Raw genomic sequence first — 19,082 nt, 5'->3', positions numbered from 1 at the left:
CAGATTGGTCCCGCGCTTTCATCGATGATAGCGAGTGGCGCATGGCCGAACCCGATCCTTCCGACGCCAGCGGGCATCGTGCGCGGTTGCGCGGGCGGCTATTGGCGGATGCGGGCGGCCTGATGGATCATGAGATCGTCGAGTATCTGCTGGCACTGGCGCTGCCGCGGCGGGATACCAAACCGCTTGCCAAGGCCCTGCTGCGCGAGTTCGGTGGTCTGGGCGGGCTGTTCGCCGCCGACAGCGAGGCGCTGGTGCGCGTCGACGGAATGGGCGAGACGAGCGCGGCGGCGATCCGCATCGCGCAGGCGGCGGCGACGCGGTTGCTGGCCGCGAACGTCGCGGCGCGGCCGGTACTTGGCAATTGGCAGGCGCTGCTCGACTATCTGCGTGCCGACATGGCGCATCACGGGGTCGAGCGGTTCCGGGTGCTGCATCTGAACACGCGCAACATCCTGATCCGGGACGAAATCATGAGCAAAGGATCGGTCGACCAGACCGCCGTCTATGTCCGCGAGGTCATCCGGCGCGCGATCGATCTGGGGTCGGCATCGCTGATCCTTGTCCACAATCATCCGTCGGGCGATCCATCGCCCAGCCGTGCGGACATCGATGTGACCCGGGCGATCGCCGAGGTGGGCAAGCGGCTGAACATCACGGTGCACGACCACATCATCATCGGGACCAGCGGACATGCGTCGCTGCGAGCACAGGGCCTGATCTAGCCTCGGGAACAATCGACGGATGCGAACCCGTCAAACGCCAAACGCCGCCGGGAGGGGGAACCCGGCGGCGTCGGCTGCTAACCTGCGCCGTGGCGCAGGGCGGCTGGGGGATTACGACTGACCCTGGGCCAGAAACCCGGTGACCTCGGTCTTGTCGAGGCTGCTATTCTTGTCCGTGTCGGCCTGGGCGAACGCTGCACCAACCCACTTCTTGGTGGCCGGGCTGTCAGCCTTCGTCGCCGGATCGCTCGCCGTCTTCAGCGCGACCATCCAGGACGCAAATTCGGTCTTGTCGAGCTTGCCGTCAGCGTTTTTGTCATAGGTGGCGAACTGCGTGTCGACCGCCTGTGCGACCTGATCGCCCGACGCCGGCTGAGCGGCCGTGGTCGCGTCAGCAGTTGCTGTCGGCGCCGATGCGGTTGGCGTCGCCGGTGCGGGCTGCGTCTGTGCGGTCGTCGCCGGAGCGGTTTGCACCGGCACCGACTGACCGGCAGTCGCCTGATCCGTCACAGTCGTCGCCGGAGCCGACGGCGCTGCCGGGTTCGTCGTGGTGGTCTGCGCCGGCGGCGTCGCCGTCTGCGCCAGCACCGGTGCCGCAACAGTCATTGCGCTTGCGAGAAAGATCGTGCGGATCATTGGTATTCTCCTTCGAATTTACGTCGATATCGCTGGATGTACCAGTGTACCGACGTCGTGATCTCTGCCTGCTACAACCTTTATTTAAGAAGCGGGTTCCTGATCTGCAAGTTTGCTGGTCGGACACGCCGATGCTAACGCACGCGAATCCACGGGGTTAGCCCCCTTCCGCCACGACGAATCGTGGCCTTGTCAGGACGAACGCCCGCCATGATCCCACGCTATTCCCGCGCCGCCATGACCGCGATCTGGACGCCGGAGGCACGGTTCCGCATCTGGTTCGAGATCGAGGCGCATGCGACGGACGCGCTGGCGGAACTGGGCGTGGTGCCGAGGGACGCTGCGGCCCGCATCTGGGAGGCGGACGCCGCCGCCGGCCCGTTCGACGTCGAGCGGATCGACGCGATCGAGGCGGAGACGAAGCACGACGTCATCGCCTTCCTGACGCACGTGTCGGAGCGGACCGGTCCGGAAGCGCGCTTCCTGCATCAGGGGATGACCTCGTCCGACGTGCTCGATACCTGTCTGGCGGTGCAGCTGGCCCGGGCGGCGGACATCCTGATCAGCGATATCGATGCGCTGCTGCTGGTGCTGAAGCGCCGCGCGGTCGAACACAAGCTGACGCCGACGATCGGGCGCAGCCACGGCATCCATGCCGAACCGGTGACGTTCGGCCTGAAACTGGCGCAGGCCTATGCCGAGTTCGATCGCAACCGCGCTCGGCTGGTGGCGGCGCGCGAGGATGTCGCGACCTGCGCGATCTCGGGCGCGGTCGGCACCTTCGCGAATATCGATCCGTTCGTGGAAAGCTATGTCGCCGGGAAGATGGGCCTGACCGTCGAGCCGGTATCGACGCAGGTGATCCCGCGCGACCGCCACGCGATGTTCTTTGCCACGCTGGGCGTGATCGCCGGATCGATCGAGCGGCTGGCGACCGAGATCCGCCACTTGCAGCGGACCGAGGTGCTGGAGGCGGAGGAATATTTCTCCCCCGGCCAGAAGGGGTCGTCGGCGATGCCGCACAAGCGCAATCCGGTGCTGACCGAGAATCTGACCGGTCTGGCGCGCATGGTCCGCGGCTATGTCACGCCCGCGCTGGAGAACGTCGCGCTCTGGCATGAACGCGATATCAGCCATTCTTCGGTCGAGCGCTATATCGGCCCCGACGCCACGATCACGCTCGACTTCGCGCTGGTGAGGCTGACCGGGGTGATGGACAAGCTGGTCGTCTATCCGGAGCGGATGGCGAAGAACCTGCACAAGATGGGCGGCCTCGTCCATTCGCAGCGCGTATTGCTGGCGCTGACGCAGGCGGGCGTCAGCCGCGAGGATGCGTACCGGCTGGTGCAGCGCAACGCGATGAAAGTGTGGGAGTCGGATGGCGCATTGTCGCTGATGGAACTGCTGCAGGCCGATCCGGAGGTTGCCGCGGCGCTGTCGCGGGAGGAAATCGCGTCGCGTTTCGACCTCGACTACCACTACAAGCATGTCGACACGATTTTCGGGCGCGTGTTCGGATCGGCCGACTGACGACGCTCGCGCTAATATATCCAACCAGATCAGGTGAATATTTCCGCGCGCGGCACCATTCCTAACCGCGCATTAACTGGTCCGGTCGCATCGTACCGGCATGAGGAGAGCCGTTTTCCGTCCTTACCGCCTGGCCATCGCACAATGTGCTGCGGTCGCGGCATTGCTCGGCGGCAGCATCCTCGTCCCGCCGGCGGAGGGCGCGATGCTGCTCGTCCCGCTGCTGCCGGCGCGGACGGCGGCGACGATCGATCTGGCGCTCGATCACGGCGCGCGCATCGGCGGGCTGGGTCCGCTGCCCGGATCGCTGATCGTCCGTGGACAACGCGCGCACCTGTTCGCGCCGCTGATGGCGAAAGGCATCCTGACCCTTGCCGCCCCGACGATCTGGTGCGGCCGATGACCCGGATCGAGACGCCCGGGGAGGAACGCGACCTCGCGCCGCTGCGCTTGCACGGCATCCGTATGATCGTGCTGGCCGGGTGGGGCGCGACGCTGGTGCTGGCGCTGGTCGGCTGGGCGATCGGCAGCGGTCTGACGTGGGGAGCGACCGCCGCGGGCATCGCCATCAACGCCGCGCCGACCCTGATCCTCTATCGCCGACAGCATGATCTGGCGGCGCGCCTGACCGTCGCGACGCTGGCGGCGGCGCACCCCGCGCTGCTGGTGATGATCCTGTCCGGCCATCCGTGGCAGATGGACGGGCATATGTATTTCTTCGTCGCGCTCGCCGCCCTGACCCTGTTGTGCGACTGGCGGGCGCTGCTGCTCGCGTCCAGCCTGATCCTCGTCCATCATCTGATCGGTGAGTGGCTGATGCCCGACTGGGTCTTCGCCGATCAGGCGGGTCTCGGCCGCGTGCTGTTCCACGGGGTCGCGGTGCTGCTGCAATTCGCGGCGCTCAGCTACATCACCGCGCAGCTCCGGCGCCTGCTGAAGAACCGTCGCGAGGTGCAGGACGAAAGCCGGCGCCTTGCCGACGCGGCGATCGCCGGGCGCGCAGAGACGCAGCGCGCGCTCGACGCGGCGCACGCGGCTGACCAGCGTGCCCAGTCGGAAACGGCCCGGCGAGAGGCTGCGGAGCGTGCCGCCGGCGAGTCGCGGCGTGCCGAGCTCGTATCGCTCGCGGTTGGATTCAGGCGATCCATCGCGGACGTGGTGGAAACGGTAGGCACCGCCTGTGCCGAACTGGACGAATCGGCCAAGTCACTCCACCGGCTGGCCCAGCAGACCAGCCGCGATGCCGCCGGAACCGCGACATCCGTCCGTGAATCGTCTCGCAGCGCGGCGCGACTGGCGGAACGCGTTCACGATCTCAGCCGGTCGATCACGACGATCAGCGGCTCGGTCGAGCGTCAGGCGACGCTGAGCGGCGCGGCGCGGAGCCTGAGCAACACCGGTCACCATGCCGTCGATGCGCTGGTCGCGCGGACGGCGACCGTTGGTGGCTTCGCCGACACGATCAGCGCGATCGCCGGCCAGACCAACCTGCTGGCGCTGAACGCCACGATCGAGGCCGCGCGGGCGGGTGAGATCGGCCGCGGCTTCGCGGTCGTCGCGGGCGAGGTGAAGCTGCTCGCGGGGCAGACGACCGGCGCGACCGACCAGATCCGGTCGCTGGCGGGATCGATCGCCGGTGGCGCGGGCGAGGCACGCGACGCGCTGGGCGCGATCGCCCGCACGATCGACGACGTGGCGGAGGTTGCGGAGACGATCCGGGCCGAGGTCGCTCGCCAGCGCACCACCGCCGATCTGATCGAACGCGCCGCCGATACCGCCGCGGGCGGAGCCGGCGCGCTCAGCGACGAGTTCGCCGGCATCGTCCGGATGGCTGGCGACACCGAGACGCTGGCCGACCGCGTCGCGCAGGCGGCCGGCAGCCTGAGCAGCGTCGCCGCGCGGTTACAGGAAGAAGCGGAAGGCTTCGTAGGCCATCTGGCTGCGTAAACGGATCGCGATTGCGTCCGCTGCAATTGCGATAGCCTGTTACGATATTGCGACCAAACGCAATCATCGCCATCTGGCGCTTGCCGGATATGTCGCCGGCATCGGAGACCCAACCATGCGTATGTTCGAAACCGTGACCAGCTCCTTGCTGGTGATCGCGGTCCAGGCGCTGGTGGTCGGGGTGGTCGTTTCGACCTTCTGATCCATCGGCCACCGCCCTCTCGGGAGAGGGGGCGGACAGGCCCTGGCTCTATAGTATCGTCGACCACAGCGCCGCGCGCCGGGCGAGCCGAAGCGCATTTCGCACCGCAGCCGGGACATCATCCAGCCCCGCCGATCACTCTGCCGCGAACACGCCCTTCAGCTTTGCGAAGAAGCCCTGACTCTCCGGACATTCGTCGCCGGTTTCGGTTTCGCGGAACATCTCCAGCAATTCGCGCTGCCGGACCGACAGCCTCGTCGGCGTCTCCACCTCGATCTGGATGACGAGATCGCCCGAGCCGCGCCCCTGCAACACGGGCATGCCCGCGCCACGCTGGCGCAGCTGTTTGCCGGACTGGATGCCCGCCGGGATTTTCACTTCATGCGTGCGGCCGTCGAGGCCGGGGATGGCCAGCGATCCGCCGAGAGCCGCGGTGGTGAAGCTGATCGGTGCGCGGGCGAACAGCGTCGTCCCTTCGCGCTCGAACAGCGCGTGCCGCTTGACGTGCAGGAAGATGTAGAGATCGCCCGGCGGCACGCCACGCGCCCCGGCCTCGCCCTCGCCGGTCAGGCGGATGCGCGTGCCTTCATCCACACCTGCAGGCACGTTGACCGTCAGCGTCTTGGTCTTGTCGACGCGACCCTCGCCGCGACAGTCGCCGCATGGGTCGGCGATGACCTGCCCCGATCCCTGACAGACCGGGCAGGCGCGCTCGACGACGAAGAAACCCTGTTGCGCGCGCACCTTGCCATGGCCGTTGCACTGGCGGCATGTCGCCGCGTGCGTCCCCGGCTTCGCGCCCGATCCGTGGCAGGTGTCGCATGGCGCGGAAACGTCGACGGTGATCTCCGTCTCATATCCGTGGAACGCCTGTTCCAGCGTGACTTCCATGTCGTAGCGCAGATCGGCACCGCGCCGCGCCTGCTGGCGACCGCCGCGACCGCCGCCCATGAACTCGCCGAACACGCTTTCGAAGATGTCGGAGAAACCGCCGAAATCCTGCGCGCCGCCACCGCCGCCGCCCTGCTGGAACGCGGCATGACCGAAACGGTCATACGCCGCGCGCTTCTGCGGGTCCTTCAGCACCTCGTACGCTTCGGATACCGCCTTGAACCGAGCCTCCGAATCCTTGCAGCCCGCATTCTTGTCGGGATGATACTTCATCGCGAGCTTGCGATACGCGCTCTTCAGCATTCCCGCATCGGCGGTACGCTCGCATTCGAGCAGCTCGTAATAATCGACCTGGGTACTCATCACTGCCCCTCGACCAATCCGCCGTCACTCCGATGGTGGAGCGACGGCGGGAGGTGCTTCACGCTTTACGCCTTCTGGCTGTCGTCGACTTCCGAGAATTCGGCGTCGACCACGTCTTCCTTCGGCGCATCGGCGGTGTCGGGCGCGGGGGACGCCTCCGACTGCTGCTGCTTCTCGTAGATCGCCTGCCCCATCTTCATCGCGACCTGCGCCAGCGCCTGCGCCTTCTCGTTCATCGCGTCGGGCTCGCCACCCTCGACCGCCGCCTTGGCGGCGTCGATCGCGGTCTGGATCTCACCCTTCAACGACACGTCGATCTTGTCGCCATTGTCGGCGAGCTGGCGCTCCGTCGTATGGATCAGCGATTCGGCGTTGTTCTTCGCCTCGGCACCGGCACGACGCTTCTTGTCCTCCTCGGCGAACTGCTCCGCATCGCGGACCATCTGCTCGATGTCGTTGTCGGACAGACCACCGGACGCCTGGATGCGGATCTGCTGCTCCTTGCCGGTGCCCTTGTCCTTAGCCGACACGTTGACCAGACCGTTGGCGTCGATGTCGAACGTGACCTCGATCTGCGGCACGCCGCGCGGCGCCGGCGGAATACCGACCAGATCGAACTGGCCCAGCATCTTGTTGTCCGCCGCCATCTCGCGCTCGCCCTGGAACACGCGGATCGTCACCGCGCCCTGGTTGTCGTCGGCGGTCGAATAGGTCTGCGCCTTCTTGGTCGGGATCGTTGTGTTGCGATCGATCATCCGGGTGAACACGCCACCCAGCGTCTCGATGCCCAGCGACAGCGGCGTCACGTCGAGCAGCAGCACGTCCTTGACGTCGCCCTGCAACACGCCCGCCTGGATCGCGGCGCCCATCGCCACGACCTCGTCCGGGTTCACGCCCGTGTGCGGGTCCTTGCCGAAGAACGCCTTCACCGCCTCGCGCACCTTGGGCATGCGGGTCATGCCGCCGACCAGCACGACTTCGCTGATGTCGTCGGTCTTCAGGCCGGCATCGGCCAGCGCCTTCTTCATCGGATCGATCGTGCGCTTGATGAGATCGTCGACCAGACGCTCCAGATCGGCGCGGTTGATCGTCTTGACGAGATGCTTCGGACCGTTCTGATCGGCCGTGATGAACGGCAGGTTGACCTCGGTCGACGCCGCCGACGACAGCTCGATCTTCGCCTTTTCGGCGGCTTCCTTCAGACGCTGGAGCGCCAGCTTGTCCTTGGCGAGGTCGATGCCCTCGTCCTTCTTGAAGCCCTCGGCCAAGAACTCGACCAGCTTGTTGTCGAAATCCTCACCGCCCAGGAAGGTGTCGCCGTTGGTGGCCTTCACCTCGAACACGCCGTCGCCGATCTCGAGGATCGAGACGTCGAACGTGCCGCCGCCCAGATCGTAGACCGCGATCGTCTTGCCGTCCTGCTTCTCCAACCCGTAGGCGAGAGCAGCCGCGGTCGGCTCGTTGATGATGCGCAGCACTTCCAGACCGGCGATCTGGCCGGCGTCCTTGGTCGCCTGACGCTGGGCGTCGTTGAAATACGCCGGCACGGTGATAACCGCCTGCGTGACCGTCTCGCCCAGATAGGACTCGGCGGTTTCCTTCATCTTCTGGAGCGTGAAGGCGCTGATCTGCGACGGCGAATAATCCTTGCCGCCGGCCGACACCCACGCATCGCCGTTCGAACCGCGCGCGATCTTGTAGGGCACCAGTTCGGTGTCCTTCTTGGTGATCGGATCGTCGAAACGGCGGCCGATCAGGCGCTTCACCGCGAAGATCGTGTTGTCGCCGTTGGTGACGGCCTGACGCTTCGCCGGCTGGCCGACCAGCCGCTCGCCGTCCTTGGCGAAGGCGACGATCGACGGCGTCGTGCGCGCGCCCTCAGCGTTCTCGATGACCTTGGGCTTGCCGCCCTCCATCACAGCGACGCAGCTGTTGGTGGTGCCGAGATCGATGCCGATTACTTTAGCCATGAGTCGTAGATGCCCCTCAACAAACAAAATAGGCCTAGGGACCGCGCCCCGTTACGGCGGCGCAATCACCGGTTGATGGGCGCGATATAGGTGGCGTGCCGCTTGCCGCAAGAAGTCGTGGAACCTAGTGCGATGTTCGTATCGCGAAGGGACAGGCGGCAATGCGCGGGCTTTTGATGATGATGGCGCCGATGATGTGCAGCGCGGCGATGCTGTCCGGCTGCCTGAAGGCGGAGACGGTGGAGACGGAGGACCCGTGGATCCGCCTGCCCGCCGTCCCGGGGCGCCCGGCATCGGGCTATTTCAGGATGCACGGCGCGGCGAAGGACGCGGTCCTCATCAACGTCGCCGCCGACCTCGCCGTCCGCACCGAAATGCACGAGAGCATGAAGGGGCCGGGCGGCATGATGACAATGACGCCGCTGACCCGCGTCGCCGTGCCCGCGCGCGGCGATGTCGTGTTCGCGCCGGGCGGGCGTCACCTGATGCTGTTCGGCCTGAACCCGGCGTTGAAGCCGGGCGACGCGACGATCCTGACCTTCACCTTCTCGGACGGATCGCGGATGCAGCGCAAGGCGTGGGCGATCGCGGCGGGCGATCCGGCGCCGAAGTGACGCCGGCCCGCTCCGCACGTCCCCTGACCGCTGGAGAGATCGCGCTCGCCCGCGATGTGTTCGGCGACCGGATCGACTATGCCGGGGTCGAGATACGACGCTGGAAATGGGCGTTCTTCCAGCCGCGCGGTACGGTCATGGCACCGCGCGGACACATCCACCTCCACCCGGACAACCTCGACTGGCGGGAGGACTACGCGGCGGCGGGCCTCCAGCTGCAGGGGCTGTTCGTGCACGAGATGGTGCATGTGTGGCAGCATCAGTGCGGCCTGTGCCTGCCGCTGAAGCGCCATCCCTTCTGCCGCTACGACTATGCGCTGAAGCCGGGCCAACCCTTCCACCGCTACGGGATCGAGCAACAGGCGGAGATCGTCCGCCACGCCTTCCTCCTGCGCGCAGGGGCCAAGGTCGTCGGCGCGCCGGGGGTGGAGGTGTATGAGGGGCTGTTGCCGTTCTGAGCCTCGTCCACGCCGGGAATCACGGATCAGCGGATACGATCGGAAAGCCCGCTCCCACATGGGCTTCGCCCCGCGCGGCCGCGAGTTCCACCTGCCGGTGTCGCTCCGCATAGCCGGCGCGCTGCTCGTCGGTGCGATCGGCATGGCAGCGTGGACACGCCACGCCCTCCTCGTACAGGCGCGATGCGCGATCCGCCTCGCTCACCGGCATACGGCACGCGCGACACAGGCCGTGCGTACCGGGCGTCAGGCCATGGCCGACCGCCACCCGCTCGTCGAACACGAAGCACTCGCCAGTCCAGCGGCTCTCCTCCGCCGGAACCTCCTCCAGATAGCGGAGGATACCGCCGTCGAGGTGGAACACGTCCCCCACCCCTTCCCGCTTCAGATACGCCGTCGCCTTTTCGCAGCGGATGCCGCCCGTGCAGAACATCGCGACACGCTTGCCCGTCAGATCGTCGCGGTGCGCCTCGACCCAGGCCGGAAAGTCGCGGAAGCTGTCGGTGCCGGGATCGACCGCGCCCGCAAAGCTGCCGACCGCGACCTCGTACGCGTTGCGCGTGTCGATCACGACGGTATCCGGATCGTCGACCAGCGCGTTCCAGTCGGCGGGCGCGACATAGGTGCCGACATCGTCCAGCGGATCGATGTCGGGCACGCCCATCGTCACGATCTCCGCCTTCAGCCGCACCTTGAGCCGGTGGAACGGCACCGCGTCGGCCTCGGCGAACTTCGGCTTCAGATCGGCGCAGCCGGGAAGCGCGCGGATCGCCGCCAGCACCGCGTCGATCGCTTCGGGGTCCCCCGCAACCGTGCCGTTGACGCCCTCGGCGGCGACCAGCAGCGTGCCCCGGATACCGGCGTCGCGCGCGACCGCCTCCAGATGCGCGCGCACCGCCGCGGGATCGTCGAAGCGCGCGAAGCGATAGAGGGCGGCGATCCGGATCACGGGTGCGTCACAGGCGATCGAAGTCGATCGGCGCATGCCGGTCGAGCGTCTGCGGCGCTGGCGGCATCGGGTATTTCAGTCCGGTGGCGCAGTTGAACAGCACGACGCGCTCATCCTCGTCGACTTCGCCGATCTTCACCGCCTCACGGTACGCGGCCAGCGTCGCGCCGCCTTCGGGGCACAGCAGCAGGCCGTCCTTGCGCGCGCACTCGTCCACCGCCTTCAGGATCGCGGGGTCGCCCACCCCCAGCGCCTTGCCGCCCGACTCCCGCACCGCGCGCAGGATCAGGAAGTCGCCGACTGCCTTGGGCACGCGAATGCCGGCGGCGACGGTGTGGGCGTCCTCCCAGCGCTCGGCATGTTCCTCGCCGGCCTCGAACGCGCGGACGATCGGTGCGCAGCCCGACGCCTGCACCGCATACATGCGCGGCCGCTTCGATCCGATCCAGCCGAGCTTCTCCAATTCGTCGAACGCCTTCCACATGCCGATCAGGCCGGTACCGCCGCCCGTCGGATAGAAGATCGCATCGGGCAGCTCCCAGCCGAGTTGCGCCGCGAGTTCGAGGCCCATCGTCTTCTTGCCCTCGATCCGGTACGGCTCCTTCAGCGTCGAGAAGTCGAACCAGCGGCCCTCCGCCGCGCCCTTGCCGACGATCGCGCCGCAATCGTCGATCAGGCCATTGACCCGCCAGACGCGAGCGCCCTGCATCGCGATCTCGCGGACATTCACCTCGGGCGTGTCCTCCGGGCAGAACACGATCGTCTCGATCCCGACGCGCGTCGCATAGGCCGCCAGTGCAGCGCCGGCATTGCCGTTGGTCGGCATCGCGATCCGGGTCACGCCCAGTTCCTTCGCCATCGCCACCGCCATGACGAGGCCGCGCGCCTTGAAGCTGCCGGTCGGCAACCGCCCCTCGTCCTTCACCTGCACGTTGCCGCCGCCGGACGTCGGGATCGGGATCAGCGGCGTCTCGATCTCGCCGAGGCTGACGACGTTTTCCGTCCGCCGGACCGGCAGCAGTTCGCGCCAGCGCCACAGGTCGGTCGGGCGCGCCTCCAGCGCGTCCTTCGACAGTGCTGCGCCGACCGCGGCGAGGTCGTAGCGGACCAGTAGAGGCCGTCCCGCCCGCGACAGGCCATGCAGCCGGTCCGCCTCGTACCGCTCGCCAGTGATCGAGCATTCCAGATGCGTGACGAAGGTCGGTCGGTCCGCGGTCAGGTTCGGGTTCATGACCGCCGCCTCTATCGCGCGCCGGCGACAGCGTGAAGCCCGACCAAAGGAACCGCCCCGCTCCGAGCCGGTTAGCACCGGGAATCACGGGAGTTTCCAACATGACCGATACCGACCGCCGAACCTTCGTCACCGGCGCGGCCCTCGCCGCCGGTGTCGCCGCCGCCCCGGCCATCGCGCAGGGCGGGGCTAAGGCGCCCACCACGGCTCAGGCCGCCGCCTATCCGAAACCGCCCTTCCCGGTGCAGCGTCAGCCGTGGCCGGGCCTCGCATCGAAGATGACCCCGCGGCCCGATCACGGCGAAACGAGCTACAAGGGTTCGGGCAGGCTCGCGGGGAAGAAGGCGCTCATCACCGGCGGCGACAGCGGCATCGGCCGCGCCGCCGCGATCGCCTATGCGCGCGAGGGGGCGGACGTGGCGATCAACTATCTGCCCGCGGAAGAACCCGATGCGCGCGAGGTGATCGCGCTCATCAAGGCGGAGGGGCGCAACGCCGTCGCGATCCCCGGCGACCTGCGCGACGAGCGCTTCTGCCAGCGTCTGGTGGAGCAGGCGACGGCAAAGCTCGGCGGTCTCGACATCCTCGTCAACAACGCCGCGCGCCAGCAGACCCGACCGACGATCGCCGATATCTCGTCGGAGGATTTCGATGCGACGATGAAGACCAACGTCTACGCGCCGTTCTGGCTGACCAAGGCGGCGGTAGCGCGGATGGAACCGGGCAGCGTCATCGTCAACACGTCGTCCGAACAGGCCGGCGATCCGTCGAAGGACATCATCGACTATGCGATGACTCGCGCCGCGGTGCTGAACTTCACCAAGGGGATGGCCAAGCAGCTTGCGGACAAGGGCATCCGCGTGAACGCGGTCGCGCCGGGTCCATTCTGGACACCGCTTCAGGTCAGCGGCGGCGCGACCCCGGAAAAGCAGAAGTCGTTCGGCGAAAGCTCGCCGCTGGGCCGGCCGGGTCAGCCGGCGGAGATCGCCGGCCTCTATGTGGCGGCGGCGGACCCGTCGCTGTCGTTTTCAACCGGGCAAATCTTTGGAGCAACGGGCGGCGGCGGCCAGCCGGCTTAACGCGATACCCGTGTCCCCGCGAAGGCGGGGACACGGGTACTAATGGCAGGGATAGCCCGCGTCAGATCACCCCGCCTTGGCGACCCCGACCAGAGCCGGCCGCAGCAGCCGGTCCTTAATCATGTACCCAGCCTGCATTTCCTGCACGACGGTGCCCGGCGGCGCGTCGCTCGGCACTTCCAGCATCGCCTGATGCTTGTTGGGGTCGAGCGTCGCGCCCATCGCCTCGATCTTGCTAATGCCGTGGCGCTGGAACACGCTTTCCAGTTCGCGACCGGTCGCCTCCAGACCCGTCACCAGCCCCTTCGACTTCTCGTCGCCGCGCCAGTCGGCCGGGATCGCCGCCAGTCCGCGCGAGAGATTGTCCGCCACCGACAGGATGTCGCGCGCGAAGCTGGTCGTCGCATAGGCGCGGGCATCGACGGCTTCCTTCTCGGCGCGGCGGCGGACGTTCTGCACCTCCGCCTGCGCATACAGCACCTGCTGCTTCGCCTCCGCCAATTGCGCCTCCAGTTCGGCGATACGGCCCTGCGATGCGTCATGCTCCGCGACTTCCGGCGCCGCCTCGGCGGTCTCGGCGCGCAGGTCCTCTCCGGCGGTTTCGGTCTCGTTGTCGATCATCATAGTCCCTGTACTTATTGCATCAGGCGAGCGAGCGTCGCCGCAGTGAAATCCACCATGGGCACGACGCGCGCGTAGTTCAACCGCGTCGGGCCGATCACGCCGACCACGCCGACCACCTGCCCGCCCGGTCCCCGGAACGGCCGCGCGATGACGGACGATCCACTGAGCGCGAACAATTTGTTCTCCGCGCCGATGAAGATGCGGGTCGCATCGCCGGCGCGGGCCGAGTCGAGCAGGGACGCGATCTCCTGCTTGCCCTCCAGATCGTCGAGCAGGTCGCGGACGCGGTCGAGGTCCGCGGCGGCGGCGGCGTCGATCAGCCGCCCCTGCCCGCGCACGATCAGCACCGGCCGGCGGCGGTCGTCCTCGCTCCAGATCGCGATGCCGCGTTCGACCAGCGCGCGCGCCGACGCATCCAGCGCGGCGCGCCCGTCCGCCAGCTCGCGCTCCACCCGCGCCTTCGCCTCCGCCAGCGTCAGGCCGCCCAGCGTCGCCGACAGGAAATTGCCAGCCTCCACCAGTGCGGAGGGGTCCATGCCCTCGGGCAGGTCGATGACGCGGTTCTCGACCGCACCGTCCTCCCCGACCATCACCGCCAAAGCCTGCATCCTCGACAGCGGCACGAAGCCGATCGAGCGCAGCGTGACCTCGCGCTTGGGCACCAGCACCAGCCCGGCGCAGGCCGACAGCCCCGACAGCGCGGCGGTCGTCGCGGCCAGCGCATCCTCCACCGGTCCGGCGCGCAACGCACGCGCGGCCAATTGCGCCTCGATCGCGCCCCGCTCCTCGGCGGAGGGTTCGGCGGCCTGCATCATGCCGTCGACGAACAGCCGCAGGCCGCGCTCGGTCGGCACGCGTCCCGCCGAGGTGTGCGGCGAGGCGAGCAGGCCCAGCGATTCGAGTTCGCCCATGACGTTGCGGATCGACGCGGGCGAGAGGTTCAGGCCGGATGCGATCGCAATCGTCTTCGACCCCATCGGTGCGCCGTTCGCCAGATAGCCGTCCACCACCGCGCGAAAGATCTCGCGGGCACGGTCGGTCAGTTCGGTGACGGGCGGGGCCATGGGGGTGATCTAGGGTGTCGCGGGGCCGGGATAAAGCACCGCTTCAATCCTCCCCTGCAACGGGAGGTGGCGCAGAGCGACGGAGGGGTCCACGCCGATGGTGTCACCCCTCCGTCGGCCCTGCGGGCCACCTCCCCTTGCAGGGGAGGATTTCGTTATCGCTTGCCGATGAACGCACCGATCGGCAGCAGGTCCGGCGCGGCGCGCAAGGCCGTCCGCATGCGGTCGTCGCTGTCGGGCCGGCATCCGTAATAGAGCGACAGATGCTGCCCCGCCCCCTCCAGCCCGGTCCAGTGCACGTCGACGCCCGGCATGTCGGTCGGCGCGTTGCCGCAATCCGGACTGCCCGGCTGGATCAGCCGCTCGCCCGCCTCCGGACGATATGGCGCCAGCGCGGCGGCGAAGCGGCGATAGGCGTCGGGCGTCAAGGTGAACGTACGCACGCCGGTGACGGCGGTGTGCGCCTTACCCTCAAATACGCCGGTGCCGTCCGGGTGGACGGTGACGGTGTAGACCGGGCAGGTGCCGAAGCACGGCGCGGTCGCGTAGCTGATCTCCTCCCGCTCGATCGGCACCGGCGCACCACCCGGTGGAGGCGTGGTCGCACACCCCGCCAGCATCGTCGCGGCGAAAAAGGCAGTGGTCTTCGGGCGCATGACTCGGTTCCTCATTTGCGCGGCCACTGGCGTGGGCGGGCGTCGAACGCTAGGGCTTGGCCTACCCGACCTTGAGGAGAGTTGAATGCGCCCCAGCGGCCGCGCGCCAGATCAGATGCGCGCCATCACCATCGAGCCCCGCTTCACCCGCCATGCGGAAGGATCGGTGCTGATCGGCTTCGGCGATACGAAGGTTCTCGTCACCGCCTCCATCGAGGAACGCGTCCCCCCCTTCCTGCGCGGCAAGGGCGAAGGCTGGGTGACGGCCGAATATGGCATGCTGCCCCGCGCCACCCACACTCGCGGCAACCGCGAGGCGGCGAAGGGCAAGCAGTCGGGCCGTACCCAGGAAATCCAGCGGCTGATCGGCCGCTCGCTGCGCTCCGTCGTCGACATGAAGCTGCTCGGCGAGCGCCAGATCGTGCTCGATTGCGACGTGATTCAGGCGGACGGCGGCACGCGCACCGCCTCGATCTCCGGCGCGTGGGTCGCCCTGCGGCTGGCGGTGGACGGGCTGTTGAAGTCCGGCAAGCTGACGACCGACCCGATCACGCAGAAGGTCGCCGCGGTCAGCTGCGGCATCTACAAGGGAACGCCCGTCCTCGACCTCGATTACGACGAGGATTCGGCGGCCGACGCGGACGGCAATTTCGTCCTGCTGGAAAACGGCAACATCGCCGAGGCGCAGGCGACGGCCGAGCACGCAACCTATGACGAGGAAGCGCTGCTGAGGCTGCTGCGGCTCGCCCGCATGGGCTGCGCCGACATCTTCCGCGCGCAAGGCGAGGCCGTGAAATGAGCGGCGAGGGCAAGGAGCCGCAGGCGATCCGCAAGCTCGCGCCGGGCAAGCTCGTCATCGCCAGCCACAACCCCGGCAAGGTTCGCGAGATCGCGGCTCTGCTGGAGGGGCATGGCCTCGATGTCGTGTCCGCGGCGTCGCTCGACCTGCCCGAGCCGGAGGAGACCGGCACCACCTTCGTGATGAACGCCGAGCTGAAGGCGCGCGCGGCGGCCGATTTGTCGGGTCTGCCTGCGCTCGCCGACGACAGCGGCCTGTGCGTCGATGCGCTGGACGGCGATCCGGGCATCTTCTCCGCCCGCTGGGGCGGGCCGGACAAGGACTTCGGCATGGCGATGCGCCTGATCGAGGATCATCTCGGCCGGATCGAGGCGGAAACGGGCACCGCGCCCGCCCGCTCTGCGCACTTCGTCTGCGCGCTGGCGCTGGCATGGCCGGACGGGCACGTCGAGTGGTTCGAGGGCCGGGTCGACGGCACGCTCGTATCGCCGGTGCGCGGCGACAAGGGACACGGCTACGATCCGATGTTCGTGCCAGACGGCCACGACCGTAGCTTCGGCGAGATGGACGACGCGCTGAAGAACGAGATCAGCCACCGCGCGGACGCCTTCCGCCAGATGGTGGCGGCGGTGTTCTGATCGCCGTCTTCTCGCTCCCTTCCGGAAGAGGGAGCGAGAAGACGCTACGCCTCGATATCCCGCCGGAACGTCTCCGGCAGGAACAGCAACCCCAACACCAGCGTGATCGCGGCCAGCACGACCGGGTACCAGAGCCCGTAATAGATGTCCCCGGTCGCCGCGACCATCGCGAAGGCGGTCGTCGGCAGGAAGCCGCCGAACCAGCCATTGCCGATATGATAGGGCAAGGACATCGACGTATAGCGGATGTTGGTGGGAAACAGCTCCACCAGCAACGCCGCGATCGGGCCGTAGACGGCGGTCACCAGCAGCACCATGAAGAACAGGATCGCGATCACCAGCGGCGTGTTCATGCCCGCCGGATCGTATTTCGCCGGATAGCCGGCGGCGGCGACCGCCGTCTTCAGCGCGGCCTGATAGGCGGCGATCGCGGCCTTGCGCGCCTCTCCGGTCACGGCGGCGGGATCTGGCGCGACGAAGCTGCGGTCGCCGATGCGAACCTGGGCGATCGTGCCCGCCGGAGCCTCGACATTCGCGTAGCTGATGCCGTTCTTCGCCAGCCACGACTTGGCGATGTCGCAGCTTTTCGCGTCGAACCTGTTGTGACCGATCGGATCGAACTGGACCGAACACTCCGCATCGTGGCTGACGACCGTCACGGGCGACCGTGCCTGCGCCGCCGCCAGCGCGGGGTTCGCGGCCTGCGTCAACGCGCCGAACAGCGGGAAATACGTCAGCGCTGCGAGCGCACAGCCCGTCATGATGATCGGCTTGCGCCCGATCCTGTCCGACAGCCAGCCGAAGATCACGAAGAACGGCGTTCCCAGCGCCAGCGCCACCGCCATCAGCACATTGGTCGTCGCGCCGTCGACCTTCAGCATCTTTTCGAGGAAGAACAGTGCGTAGAACTGTCCGGTATACCACACCACCGCCTGCCCCATCGCCGCGCCGAACAGCGCGATCAGCACGATTTTCAGGTTGCCCCAGCGCGCGAACGCCTCCGTCAGCGGGGCTTTCGATGTCTTCCCCTCGTCCTTCATCCGCTGGAACGCCGGGCTCTCCGCCAGTTGCAGCCGGATCCACAAGGACACGCCGAGCAGCACGATCGAGATGATGAACGGCAACCGCCAACCCCACGCCGCGAACGCGACCTCTCCGACCAGCGTCCGCAACCCGATGACGACGAGCAAGGCCGCGAACAGCCCGAGCGTCGCCGTCGTCTGGATGAAACTGGTATACAAGCCGCGCCGGTGCGCCGGAGCATGTTCCGCGACATAGGTCGCCGCCCCGCCATATTCGCCACCCAGCGCCAGCCCCTGCAACAGTCGCAACAGCACCAGCAGCAACGGCGCGGCGACGCCGATCGTGGCGTAGGACGGCAACAGGCCGACCGCGAAGGTCGACAGGCCCATGATCCCCATCGTCACGAGGAACGTGTTCTTGCGCCCGACCAGATCGCCGATCCGCCCGAACACCAGCGCCCCGAACGGCCGCACCGCGAACCCCGCCGCGAACGCGCCGAGCGCGAGGATGAATCCGGTCGTCTCGTTGACGCCCGAGAAGAACTGCGCCGAGATGTACGTCGCCAGCAGACCGTACAGATAGAAATCATACCACTCGAACACGGTGCCCAGCGAGGAGGCGATGATGACCTTCTTGTCGCTCCGGAACGTCGCGCCCGCATCGGCGGAATCTGGATCGCGCGTCATCATGTCCTCCCCTGCCCGGAGACGATCTAAGCGCAGATCGCCGGCGAACGCCATCGCGCCGTGCGTGTCATGATGCGGAAGCAAGGCTGGCCTAATGCCGGCGACCTTGGTTATGAACCCCATCAACCCTCTGTCGCAGCAAGGAAAGACGACGTTGAACCGGTTTCTGCAACTTGCCCTGCCCCTCCTCGCCCTGACGCCGGCCGCCGCTCCGGGCCAGACGTTGAAGGTGATGACGTTCAACGTCCGCTATGCCTCCGACGACGGACCGCAGGCGTGGCCCGTCCGGCGACCCGTGATGATCGCGTTGCTGAAACAGGCCCAGCCCGACCTGATCGGCACGCAGGAATTGTTGCAGCGGCAGGGCGACGACCTGATCCGCGCGCTGCCCGGCTATCGCTGGTTCGGACGCGACCGGCGCGGCGAGCACAAGGACGAACATATGGGCGTATTCTATCGCCCCGACCGGCTGCGCGTGGTGCGGCAGGGGGATTTCTGGCTATCCGACACGCCCGACGTCGTCGGCAGCTCCAGCTGGGGCACCGACCTGCCGCGCATGGCGACCTGGGCGGTGTTCGAGACGCTGGACAAGCCGACCTCTGGCAAGCGCAAGCGCTTCGTGTTCGTCGACACGCACCTGGCGCACCGGGATCAGGACGACGACGCACGCGACCGCGCCGCCGCGACGATCCTCGCGCGCTTGCCGAAGCTGGCGGCGGGGCTGCCGGTGATTCTCGCGGGCGACATGAACGCACGGCCCGAGACGGCGGCGTACAAGCGGTTCGCGAAGGCGCTGACCGACGCACGGACGACGGCGGCGCAGGTGCGCGGCCCGGAGAACACGTTCCACGATTTCACCGGCAACCCCGATCGCCGGATCGACTACCTGTTCGTCCGCGGGTTCAAGGTCGGCACCGTGGAAACGGACACATTCCACGAGGGGACGACCTATCCGTCCGATCACTTCCCCGTCACCGCCACGGTCAGCTTTCGATAG

General features: G+C 67.7%; 19 protein-coding genes. 10 read left to right on the top strand and 9 right to left on the bottom strand.

Translation table 11 applies throughout. The features are described from left to right. Nucleotides 1-41: 41 nt before the first annotated feature. Nucleotides 42-725 carry a RadC family protein gene (gene radC, locus ASG07_RS14935; protein WP_055848546.1) on the top strand — a complete coding sequence of 228 codons (684 nt, stop codon included), beginning with the start codon at nucleotides 42-44 and terminating at the stop codon, nucleotides 723-725. 111 nt (nucleotides 726-836) lie between these two features. Here the strand turns inward: radC and ASG07_RS14930 are convergent, their stop codons facing one another. Beyond that, nucleotides 837-1,361, bottom strand: a complete 525-nt coding sequence (locus ASG07_RS14930; RefSeq protein WP_055848543.1) for a calcium-binding protein — start codon at nucleotides 1,359-1,361, stop codon at nucleotides 837-839. 210 nt (nucleotides 1,362-1,571) lie between these two features. On the opposite strand from ASG07_RS14930, the gene purB reads away from it, so the two are divergent. The 3 genes from purB to ASG07_RS14915 all read left to right on the top strand — a co-directional run bounded on the left by purB (nucleotide 1,572) and on the right by ASG07_RS14915 (nucleotide 4,838). Further along, nucleotides 1,572-2,891, top strand: a complete 1,320-nt coding sequence (gene purB / locus ASG07_RS14925) for an adenylosuccinate lyase (protein WP_055848540.1) — start codon at nucleotides 1,572-1,574, stop codon at nucleotides 2,889-2,891. 100 nt (nucleotides 2,892-2,991) lie between these two features. After that, on the top strand, nucleotides 2,992-3,294 hold the full coding sequence (locus tag ASG07_RS17545; protein ID WP_168377361.1) for a hypothetical protein: 303 nt from the start codon (nucleotides 2,992-2,994) through the stop codon (nucleotides 3,292-3,294). Next, entirely contained in the window at nucleotides 3,291-4,838 is a 1,548-nt protein-coding gene (locus ASG07_RS14915) for a methyl-accepting chemotaxis protein (protein ID WP_168377360.1), read from the top strand. Before ASG07_RS17545 ends, ASG07_RS14915 begins: the two co-directional genes overlap by 4 nt. 337 nt (nucleotides 4,839-5,175) lie before the next feature. On the opposite strand, the gene dnaJ is transcribed toward ASG07_RS14915, so the two are convergent. Together dnaJ and dnaK are read right to left on the bottom strand one after the other, a co-directional pair. Further along, complete coding sequence (dnaJ, locus tag ASG07_RS14910) at nucleotides 5,176-6,294, bottom strand: molecular chaperone DnaJ (RefSeq protein WP_055848530.1); 1,119 nt, start codon at nucleotides 6,292-6,294, stop codon at nucleotides 5,176-5,178. Between the two features lie 65 nt (nucleotides 6,295-6,359). Then, complete coding sequence (gene dnaK, locus ASG07_RS14905) at nucleotides 6,360-8,264, bottom strand: molecular chaperone DnaK (protein ID WP_055848527.1); 1,905 nt, start codon at nucleotides 8,262-8,264, stop codon at nucleotides 6,360-6,362. A gap of 161 nt (nucleotides 8,265-8,425) precedes the next feature. On the opposite strand from dnaK, the gene ASG07_RS14900 reads away from it, so the two are divergent. Both ASG07_RS14900 and ASG07_RS14895 read left to right on the top strand, forming a co-directional pair. Further along, entirely contained in the window at nucleotides 8,426-8,878 is a 453-nt protein-coding gene (locus ASG07_RS14900) for a copper chaperone PCu(A)C (protein WP_055848524.1), read from the top strand. After that, on the top strand, nucleotides 8,875-9,336 hold the full coding sequence (locus tag ASG07_RS14895) for a hypothetical protein (protein WP_055848878.1): 462 nt from the start codon (nucleotides 8,875-8,877) through the stop codon (nucleotides 9,334-9,336). Before ASG07_RS14900 ends, ASG07_RS14895 begins: the two co-directional genes overlap by 4 nt. Before the next feature lie 19 nt (nucleotides 9,337-9,355). Here ASG07_RS14895 and trhO read toward each other — a convergent pair whose 3' ends face one another. Continuing rightward, nucleotides 9,356-10,321 carry an oxygen-dependent tRNA uridine(34) hydroxylase TrhO gene (trhO, locus tag ASG07_RS14890; RefSeq protein WP_201781039.1) on the bottom strand — a complete coding sequence of 322 codons (966 nt, stop codon included), beginning with the start codon at nucleotides 10,319-10,321 and terminating at the stop codon, nucleotides 9,356-9,358. Then, nucleotides 10,293-11,516 (bottom strand): threonine synthase, encoded by a 1,224-nt coding sequence (locus ASG07_RS14885; RefSeq protein WP_055848518.1) that lies wholly within the window; start codon nucleotides 11,514-11,516, stop codon nucleotides 10,293-10,295. The genes trhO and ASG07_RS14885 overlap by 29 nt, the downstream gene beginning before the upstream one ends. Before the next feature lie 101 nt (nucleotides 11,517-11,617). On the opposite strand from ASG07_RS14885, the gene ASG07_RS14880 reads away from it, so the two are divergent. Continuing rightward, on the top strand, nucleotides 11,618-12,595 hold the full coding sequence (locus tag ASG07_RS14880; RefSeq protein WP_055848515.1) for an SDR family oxidoreductase: 978 nt from the start codon (nucleotides 11,618-11,620) through the stop codon (nucleotides 12,593-12,595). 66 nt (nucleotides 12,596-12,661) lie between these two features. Here the strand turns inward: ASG07_RS14880 and grpE are convergent, their stop codons facing one another. The 3 genes from grpE to ASG07_RS14865 all read right to left on the bottom strand — a co-directional run bounded on the left by grpE (nucleotide 12,662) and on the right by ASG07_RS14865 (nucleotide 14,939). After that, on the bottom strand, nucleotides 12,662-13,216 hold the full coding sequence (gene grpE / locus ASG07_RS14875) for a nucleotide exchange factor GrpE (RefSeq protein WP_055848876.1): 555 nt from the start codon (nucleotides 13,214-13,216) through the stop codon (nucleotides 12,662-12,664). Between the two features lie 14 nt (nucleotides 13,217-13,230). After that, nucleotides 13,231-14,283: a heat-inducible transcriptional repressor HrcA gene (gene hrcA / locus ASG07_RS14870; protein WP_055848512.1), complete on the bottom strand. Its 1,053-nt coding sequence runs from the start codon at nucleotides 14,281-14,283 to the stop codon at nucleotides 13,231-13,233. A 155-nt stretch (nucleotides 14,284-14,438) separates the two neighbouring features. Beyond that, nucleotides 14,439-14,939, bottom strand: a complete 501-nt coding sequence (locus ASG07_RS14865; RefSeq protein WP_156361896.1) for a DUF6438 domain-containing protein — start codon at nucleotides 14,937-14,939, stop codon at nucleotides 14,439-14,441. Nucleotides 14,940-15,024: 85 nt separating this feature from the next. Here ASG07_RS14865 and rph point away from each other — a divergent pair, with 85 nt between their 5' ends. Together rph and rdgB are read left to right on the top strand one after the other, a co-directional pair. Beyond that, nucleotides 15,025-15,738, top strand: a complete 714-nt coding sequence (gene rph, locus ASG07_RS14860) for a ribonuclease PH (protein ID WP_055848507.1) — start codon at nucleotides 15,025-15,027, stop codon at nucleotides 15,736-15,738. Further along, complete coding sequence (rdgB, locus tag ASG07_RS14855) at nucleotides 15,735-16,376, top strand: RdgB/HAM1 family non-canonical purine NTP pyrophosphatase (protein ID WP_055848503.1); 642 nt, start codon at nucleotides 15,735-15,737, stop codon at nucleotides 16,374-16,376. Before rph ends, rdgB begins: the two co-directional genes overlap by 4 nt. Nucleotides 16,377-16,420: 44 nt before the next feature. Here the strand turns inward: rdgB and ASG07_RS14850 are convergent, their stop codons facing one another. Continuing rightward, on the bottom strand, nucleotides 16,421-18,085 hold the full coding sequence (locus ASG07_RS14850; RefSeq protein WP_236694707.1) for an MFS transporter: 1,665 nt from the start codon (nucleotides 18,083-18,085) through the stop codon (nucleotides 16,421-16,423). 154 nt (nucleotides 18,086-18,239) lie between these two features. Here ASG07_RS14850 and ASG07_RS14845 point away from each other — a divergent pair, with 154 nt between their 5' ends. Then, nucleotides 18,240-19,082 (top strand): endonuclease/exonuclease/phosphatase family protein, encoded by an 843-nt coding sequence (locus ASG07_RS14845; protein ID WP_236694705.1) that lies wholly within the window; start codon nucleotides 18,240-18,242, stop codon nucleotides 19,080-19,082.

The sequence above is a fragment of the Sphingomonas sp. Leaf343 genome (assembly GCF_001423765.1).
Lineage (GTDB): Bacteria > Pseudomonadota > Alphaproteobacteria > Sphingomonadales > Sphingomonadaceae > Sphingomonas.
Note: the sequence above shows the minus strand (reverse complement) of the source record. Positions and strands in the feature narration are given on the sequence as shown.